General features: G+C 56.4%; 1 protein-coding gene. It reads left to right on the forward strand.

Annotation, left to right across the window (positions count from 1 at the left end):
- Positions 1-53 precede the first annotated feature (53 nt).
- Positions 54-1273, forward strand: a protein-coding gene (locus BN1135_RS21385; RefSeq protein WP_139245285.1) for an IS3 family transposase whose coding sequence is annotated in 2 segments (ribosomal slippage) — positions 54-402 and positions 402-1273 — 1221 coding nt in all. Because the reading frame shifts where the segments join, the coding sequence is not laid out codon by codon here.
- Positions 1274-1322 lie beyond the last annotated feature (49 nt).

Here is a 1322-nt window from a genome sequence, read left to right on the forward strand (position 1 = left end):
TGTCCCGTCCTGAATATGGTTTACACCTTTCCCCCCAATAAATGGAGAACCCGATGGGACAAGGTGTGAAACGGACACAGCGCGATTACTCGCTGACTTTTAAACTGGCGCTGGTCGAGCAGATTGAAAAAGGCGAGCTTACCTACAAACAGGCTCAGGTGCGTTATGGCATTCAGGGCCGCTCAACCGTTCTGGTATGGTTGCGTAAACATGGTCGGCAAGATTGGAGCCAGGGGGCTTCTGTGCGTGCCGGCAGGAGCATCACCATGCCTGACCCCGACAACCAGACGCCCGAACAGCGTATCAAGGAACTCGAGCAGCAGCTGGCGCTGATGAGTCAGAAGGCCCAGTTTTTTGAGGCCGTCGTCGATGTACTGAAGAATGACTACGGCGTCTCCATCGTAAAAAAGCGACCCGGCAAGTCCTCTCGCAGCGGCAAGTCGAGAGGCTGACCATTGTCAGGGCTTGCCTGTTTCTGGGGATAAGCAGGCAGACTTACTACAAGCGCAATCGAGTCGCCGACCTGCGCCATGCACAGGGATTGCATGTGGTGCGCTTTGTGCGTCAGGTTCGACTGCGACAACCTCGGGTGGGCACTCGCAAGCTGCATTATCTGCTGCAGGGTCAGGATGATGGCGGGCTCAAGGTAGGGCGTGACAGGCTGTTTCGGATATTGGCCGAGCACCGCCTGCTGGTGCAGCCCAGACGGGCGTATCACAAGACCACCCACAGTTTTCACCGCTTCTATCGTCATCCCAACTTGCTCAAGGCTGGGCCAGAGCAGGTTACGCCGGTGGCCCCAGAGCAAGTGTGGGTCGCCGACATCACCTATCTGCCAGCCAGGAGCGGGCCGCTGTACTTGAGCCTGGTGACGGATGCCTATTCACGCAAGATAGTGGGCCATCACGTACACGAAGGAATGCATGCCGAGTCGGTGGCGATGGCGTTCAAGAAAGCACTGAAGCAACGGCGTGGCGGCGGTGAACTCATCCATCACTCAGACCGCGGCGTGCAGTATTGCTCGGGGTTGTATCAGTCATTACATGAACGGCACGGGGTGAAATGCTCGATGACGGATGGGTATGACTGTTACCAGAATGCGTTGGCAGAACGGGTGAACGGGATATTGAAAGGAGAGCTGTTGTTGCAAAGCCCGCAGGACCTGGTGCAAGCGCGGGAGATGGTGCGTGAGGCGGTGGATATTTACAACGTGGAGCGACCGCATCATGCGTTGCAATACAGAACCCCCGATGCGGTGCATCGGGGGTTCTGAGTGGAGAAAAGCTAGCCGAAAATGTGTAAACCTATTTCAGGACTAGACA

This window comes from Aeromonas sobria, from assembly GCF_000820145.1.
In the GTDB taxonomy this organism is placed as follows: domain Bacteria; phylum Pseudomonadota; class Gammaproteobacteria; order Enterobacterales; family Aeromonadaceae; genus Aeromonas; species Aeromonas sobria.